Origin of the sequence: Streptomyces sp. AF1A, assembly GCF_047340315.1 — a bacterium.
GTDB lineage: Bacteria > Actinomycetota > Actinomycetes > Streptomycetales > Streptomycetaceae > Streptomyces.
Window position 1 is genome coordinate 1 of sequence record NZ_JBLEBI010000287.1, and the last position, 5,152, is coordinate 5,152.

Here is a 5,152-nt window from a genome sequence, read left to right on the forward strand (position 1 = left end):
ACGCTCGGGCGCCCGGTCCGGCAGGGCCGGCGGTGGCGGTGTCACCGGTGTGCCGCTCCGCGGAGCCGCGCCGTCCTCCCAGCGCTGGGTCTCCTCGTTCCAGTACCGCGCTCCCCCGCTCATCGCGTCCCTCTCACAGCCCCACCAGGCCGGCCAGCGTGGCCGCCGAGGCGAGGACGCCGAGCAGCGCCTGGGAGTCGGCGAGGAGCCCGCGCAGGCGCTCGCGGCGGGAGGGGGTCGCCTGCCCGGTGCGGGTGATCTCGTCCTCCGTGTCGGCGAGGGCCGCATCCAGCCGGGCCGTGCCCTCGTCGGCCCGCACCCGGGCCAGGTCGGCGCGCAACTCCCGTACAGCGCGCAGCAGTTCCTCGGCCGCCGCGTCACGCGGTGCGGTCGTGCCGTGGTGGCTCTCGGCGTGCGCGTGGTCGCCGATGGCGAAGGTGCTGCCGGAGACGTCGCCGATGCTGATCCTCGGCTCATCCGTGGTCATGGGCGCCGGATCCCTTCTGCGGCGCGCTGCCGCCGTTCGCGGAGGAGGCGGAGGAGTTGTCGCCGACGGCGAAGGTGCTGCCCTCGACGTGGCCGATGTGCACGCCCCCGTTGCTGATGTTGTTGATCTGCTGGACGAACTCGCCGGTCTGGTAGCCGGCTTCGGCGAGCGCGGCGCGCACGCCGCCCGCGACCCGGTCCTGGATGCTCGTGAGGTAGCGGGAGACGTCCATCTGCTGGAACTGCGAACCGGCCTCGGCCGACCCCAGCTCACGCACGGACAGCGCGGGCCCGTCCGGCAGGGCGTTCGTGTACCCGCCGGTCAGCAGCCGCCAGCCGTAGACCAGGGCCTTGCCGAGGCTGACCAGGGAGCCGACCAGCGAGCCCGGCACCCGGGTCACGGCCCAGACCGCCTTGCCGAGCAGGTTGTTGTGCCGGTACCGGTGGGCCGTGCGGTCGGCGTCCTTGAAGTCCTGGCGCACCGGCTGCAGCACGTGAGGGGCGATCTCCAGCATGAGCATGCGGCCCTGGGTGTGGATGCGTACGAAGACCGTGACGACCAGTTCCTCCTCCCAGCCGTCGACGCGGATGCGCAGGAAGTGACGGCGCTTCTCGGCGCCCTCCTCCACCGCGTGCGCCCGGTGCTGCTCGAAGGCCTGGGGGTCGAACGGCGCGTCCTCGCGGCGCAGCAGTCCCTCGGCGGGCAGGAAGACGCACTCGTCGACCTGGAGCCAGCGCAGCCGGTCGCGCACTCCGGGCCCCGCGTACTCGGCGGGCAGCCGGAGCCGCTCCACCAGCGGCCGGATCTTCTCCAGCACCAGCCGGTTGCTGATCGGCTGCGGCTTCTTCAGCGCGTCGGGCTTCAGCTCGACGGCCAGCACCCAGGAGTCGTGCGCGGTGCCGGCGCCGCAGAACGGGCGCGCCTCGTGGTACATGATCAGCGGGGCGTGCTGCTCGGTCCGGATGCGGTGCTTGAGCCACTGGAACCGCCGGCTGTCGCTCTGCTCGGCGGGGTCGGCGGCGGCGTCCGGGAAGCGCTGCGGGGACAGCTCGGCCGCCAGGACGCGCGCGAACTGGCCGCGCTGTCCGGCCACGCACAGCACGATGAACGCGAACACGACGAGGGTGGCCCAGGCCTGCCAGGGCTTGAACTGGTGCGCGAGGAGCTTGAACCCGCCCCCCAACAGGAGATCGCTCACGCGCGGCGAGTCGGTCGCCCCGTACGAGGTGCTGTAGGGGTCGTACGACGTGTCGTCGCTCCCGCCGCCGAACGCGGTGATCAGGAGGCTCACCAGCAGCTCGGCGAACGCGAGGCGCCCCCACCAGCGGAAGAGGAAGGCGGGTACCACGCGGTACGGGGAGGCCTCGTGCGCGCGGCCCCTGACCCACACGCCGATCGCGAGGAGCAGGCTGGGGACCAGGAAGAGGGCGAGCAGGCCCCGGGACAGGGCCACCCCCACCACCCACAGGCCGAGGATCGCACCGGCCCACTGCAGCTCCTGCCGGCGGGCGCGCAGGGCGTGGGCGAGGACGCGCGCGGCGTCGAGCCCGAGGGAGGGCGCCACGAAGCGCGCGCCGTTGAGGTGCAGTTCCTCGATCACCCGGTCCCGGTAAGCGGAATCCAGGTAGGTGCCCGCGCACAGCAGCCGGGTGGCCTCGCTGGCGTGCGGCGGGGTGGACGGTGGTACGGGCGGCGCCGGCGCAGACATCGGCTGCGGTTGCGGCGGCACGTGTGCGGTGCTCACGCGATTCCCCCGAGGCGTGGTAAGTCACTTGTTCGAACAGTCAGTTGACCTCTCATCAGCATAGAGTGACGAGTGGTGCGGGGGAAAGCGGAATCCGTCGGCTGTCGGCCTGCCGTGGGCTGCATCAGGTCCCGCACACAGCCACGCAGCCAGGCATGGGCGGGGTCGGCGTCGTGGCGGGGGTGGTGGTGCTGGTGGCGACGGTGCCGGTGGTGGCGGGGTACGGCTCGCTCGCCCGCGCGGGCGTGGCGCCGCACCCACCCGTTCCGCCGCGGCGGCACGACCGCTCCCGGCTCCGGCGCGATGCGGCGGACGGCACCGCAAACCACCGCTAGGGGCGGGGAGAACCGCAGCCCCGCGGCCGGCGGCGCGGGGAACCGCCGGCCGTCCGGCCGCCGCCGCGCCCCTCGGAGCGGACCGCCACCCCGGCACACGGCGAAGGCCCGGCACCTCTGCGGCCGGGTGCCGGGCCTCTACTGCGTCGCGGGGGTCGTCAGATGAGGCCCAGGCCGCGAACGGCGTCGCGCTCCTCCTCCAGCTCCTTCACCGACGCGTCGATGCGGGCACGGGAGAACTCGTTGATGTCCAGGCCCTGGACGATCTCGTACGCGCCGTCCTTCGTGGTGACCGGGAACGAGGAGATCAGGCCCTCCGGGACGCCGTAGGAGCCGTCCGACGGGATGCCCATCGAGGTCCAGTCGCCCTCGGCGGTGCCGTTGACCCAGGTGTACACGTGGTCGATCGCGGCGTTGGCGGCGGAGGCGGCCGACGAGGCGCCACGGGCCTCGATGATCGCCGCACCGCGCTTGGCGACGGTCGGGATGAAGTCCTCGGCCAGCCACTTCTCGTCGTTCACGACCTCGGCGGCGTTCTTGCCGGCGACGGTGGCGTGGAAGATGTCCGGGTACTGGGTGGCGGAGTGGTTGCCCCAGATGGTCAGGCGCTTGATGTCGGCGACCGAGCTGCCCGTCTTCTTCGCGAGCTGGGTCAGCGCGCGGTTGTGGTCCAGGCGGGTCATCGCGGTGAAGCGCTCGGCCGGTACGTCCGGCGCGGCGGCCTGCGCGATGAGCGCGTTGGTATTGGCCGGGTTGCCGACGACGAGGACCTTGATGTCGTCCGCGGCGTGGTCGTTGATGGCCTTGCCCTGCGGCTTGAAGATGCCGCCGTTGGCCTCCAGCAGGTCACCGCGCTCCATGCCCTTGGTGCGCGGGCGCGCGCCCACCAGGAGGGCGACGTTGGCGCCGTCGAACGCGACGTTCGGGTCGTCCGTGATGTCGATGCCCCGAAGGAGCGGGAACGCGCAGTCGTCGAGCTCCATGGCCGTGCCCTCGGCGGCCTTCAGGGCCGGGGTGATCTCCAGGAGGCGCAGCTTGACCGGCACGTCCGCGCCGAGCAGCTGGCCGGAGGCGATGCGGAAGAGCAGGGCGTAACCGATCTGGCCGGCCGCGCCGGTGACGGTGACGTTCACGGGAGTGCGGGTCATGGCGTTCTCCGTATGACAGCTGGCGATGGGGCGTCCCTGCCCCGGGGCGGATGATCGATCTCTTGGCGTCAAGAGATCGACCCGTCGGTCAGGCTATCGCGCATCCGGCATGCCGACCGTCCGGGGCCCTGTGGCCCACCCCACAGAAGGTCACGGGATGGACAAAGAGGCGGCCGCCCGTCCGGGAGAGGAGGACGGAGACGGCCGCCGGTGGGGGTACCGGCTGACCGGCCTCCCGTGGGGGGTACGTCTCGCGTGCCCAGGATCCGGCGGCCCATGCGCCCGGGTCCCGGAATTCACCCGTCCCGTCCACCGCACCCCCTCGGGAGCCGGCCTCACCTGGTGCAGCCCGTGCGTCCGGAGGCGAGGGTGGCGCACGCCCTCGCCTCGGCGGGGTCCTTCACCGCGATCATCGGGGTGTAGGCGATGGTGTCACCGGCGGCGGTGATGCCCGCCGTCCGGCTGTCCCTGCCGACCGAGACGCGGACCTTGTCGCCCGGAGCCCCGCCGGTGATCCGGCCCCATGCGGCGCCGCAGGCCCTGCTGTAGCGGACCTCCAGGGTGGTGGTGCCGAGGGTGGTGCTCTCGGCGGTGGTCACCAGGTCGCCGCTGCACCCCATGACCTCGGCGTCCTTGCCCGTGCAGGCGGAACCGGCGCACTTGACGCCGGGAGGCGGGCTCGCGAGCGGGCTGGCGGTCGGGGACGGCGTCCTGACGGCGGTGGCGTGTCCGGTGCCGTCGCTCTGCCGGGTGAAGAAGAAGACGCCGGCGATGACGACGAGCACGCCGACGAGGCCCGTGAGGACCATCGTCGGCCGCTGCCGGTTCGCGCCGCCCCGGGCCACCGGACCGGGGGGCGGGGCTGTGGGGTGCCCGGCGCCGGACCCCGGGGTGTCCGGGACCCAGGTGTCCCCGTCCGGCCGGCCTCCGGCCCGCTCCCCTGGGCGGCCGCTCTCCTGCGACGGCCCCTGATACCCGGCCGGCCTCCAGGAGTTGTGCCCCGAGTCCGGTCCCGCCTCACCCGCGCCCGCGTGGCCACCGCCCGGCGGGGAGCCCGCGACGCCGTCGACGACACCCGCCCAGGCCGGGCCCCTCGTACCGGCTCCCGCACCGGGCACGGCGTCGACGGGACCGGCCGAGCCGCCGCCCGCGCTGCGCAGCGCACCCGGGACCGCGTCGACGGGACCGGCCGAACCCCGGCCACCCGCACCTCCACCGGCACCCGGCACCGCATCGACCGGACCACCGACCCAGCCCCCACCACCCGCACCGCCAACCGCACCCGGCACCGCATCGACCGGACCGCCGGCCGAGGCACCGCCACCCGCACCGCCAACCGCACCCGGCACCGCATCGACCGGACCACCGACCCAGCCCCCACCACCCGCACCCGGCACCGCATCGATCGGACCGCCGGCCGAGGCACCGCCACCCGCGC

At 73.9% G+C, this 5,152-nt stretch carries 5 protein-coding genes and 1 pseudogene; 2 read left to right on the forward strand and 4 right to left on the reverse strand.

Annotated features, from left to right (window positions below; genetic code table 11):
* Positions 1-133: 133 nt before the first annotated feature.
* Positions 134-487: a hypothetical protein gene (locus ACLU3S_RS35630; protein WP_413956115.1), complete on the reverse strand. Its 354-nt coding sequence runs from the start codon at positions 485-487 to the stop codon at positions 134-136.
* Entirely contained in the window at positions 474-2,231 is a 1,758-nt protein-coding gene (locus ACLU3S_RS35635) for a hypothetical protein (protein WP_413956116.1), read from the reverse strand. The genes ACLU3S_RS35630 and ACLU3S_RS35635 overlap by 14 nt, the downstream gene beginning before the upstream one ends.
* 155 nt (positions 2,232-2,386) lie before the next feature.
* Between ACLU3S_RS35635 and ACLU3S_RS35640 the strand changes: the two genes are divergently transcribed.
* Positions 2,387-2,566: a hypothetical protein gene (locus ACLU3S_RS35640; RefSeq protein WP_413956117.1), complete on the forward strand. Its 180-nt coding sequence runs from the start codon at positions 2,387-2,389 to the stop codon at positions 2,564-2,566.
* A gap of 158 nt (positions 2,567-2,724) precedes the next feature.
* Here ACLU3S_RS35640 and ACLU3S_RS35645 read toward each other — a convergent pair whose 3' ends face one another.
* Together ACLU3S_RS35645 and ACLU3S_RS35650 are read right to left on the reverse strand one after the other, a co-directional pair.
* Positions 2,725-3,714 (reverse strand): malate dehydrogenase, encoded by a 990-nt coding sequence (locus ACLU3S_RS35645; RefSeq protein ID WP_413956118.1) that lies wholly within the window; start codon positions 3,712-3,714, stop codon positions 2,725-2,727.
* A 335-nt stretch (positions 3,715-4,049) separates the two neighbouring features.
* On the reverse strand, positions 4,050-4,523 hold the full coding sequence (locus ACLU3S_RS35650; RefSeq protein ID WP_413956119.1) for a DUF2690 domain-containing protein: 474 nt from the start codon (positions 4,521-4,523) through the stop codon (positions 4,050-4,052).
* Positions 4,524-4,709: 186 nt separating this feature from the next.
* Between ACLU3S_RS35650 and ACLU3S_RS35655 the strand changes: the two are divergent.
* Positions 4,710-5,152 (forward strand): annotated as a pseudogene (locus ACLU3S_RS35655) (hypothetical protein); the annotation flags it as partial.